The sequence below is a fragment of the Deinococcus aerius genome (assembly GCF_002897375.1).
GTDB classification, from domain to species: Bacteria; Deinococcota; Deinococci; order Deinococcales; family Deinococcaceae; genus Deinococcus; species Deinococcus aerius.
This window is the reverse complement of record NZ_BFAG01000038.1, coordinates 1-861: the sequence shown is the minus strand read 5'-3', so window position 1 is coordinate 861 and position 861 is coordinate 1. Positions and strand designations below refer to the sequence as shown.

1 protein-coding gene is annotated in these 861 nt (G+C 66.2%); it reads left to right on the top strand.

The window, feature by feature from the left end:
• Positions 1–861, top strand: an 861-nt coding sequence (locus tag DAERI_RS21715) for an ATP-dependent metallopeptidase FtsH/Yme1/Tma family protein (RefSeq protein ID WP_114149469.1), incomplete at both ends; no start/stop codon positions are given.

Here is an 861-nt window from a genome sequence, read left to right as displayed (position 1 = left end):
TGATCGCCGAGGGGCAGGTGAAGCTGACGTTTCAGGACGTGGCCGGGTGTGACGAGGCCAAGCAGGACCTGCAGGAGGTGGTGGACTTCCTGCGCCACCCCGAGCGCTACCACCAACTCGGCGCCCGCATTCCCCACGGCGTCCTCTTGGTGGGTCCCCCCGGCAGTGGCAAGACCTTGTTAGCCAAAGCGGTGGCGGGGGAAGCCAAGGTGCCCTACTTCTCCATCTCGGGCTCGGACTTTGTGGAGATGTTCGTGGGCGTCGGGGCAGCGCGAGTGCGGGACCTGTTCGAGCAGGCGCGCAAGAGCGCGCCCTGCATCGTCTTCATCGACGAAATCGACGCCGTTGGCCGCAAGCGCGGCGTGAACCTGCAAGGCGGCAACGACGAGCGCGAACAGACGCTCAACCAACTGCTGGTAGAGATGGACGGCTTCGGCAGCGGCCAGGAGGTCATCATCCTGGCGGCGACCAACAGGCCCGATGTCTTGGACGCAGCGTTGCTGCGTCCCGGACGCTTCGACCGTCAAGTGGTCGTAGATGCCCCAGATGTCCGTGGCCGGGAAATGATCCTGAGGATTCATGCGCGCAAGAAGCCCCTCGATCCCTCCGTCGATCTGGGTGTCATTGCCCGCCGGACCGCGGGGATGGTGGGGGCTGATCTGGAAAACCTCTTGAACGAAGCGGCGTTGGGCGCCGCGAGGGCGGGACGGTCACGCATCGTGATGCGGGATGTGGAGGAGGCGCGCGACCGGGTGCTGATGGGACCCGAGCGCCGCAGCCTGGTCGTGCGGGAAGCGGACCGCAAAGTCACCGCCTATCACGAGGTCGGCCATGCCCTCGCCGCTCAACTCCTCCCCCACG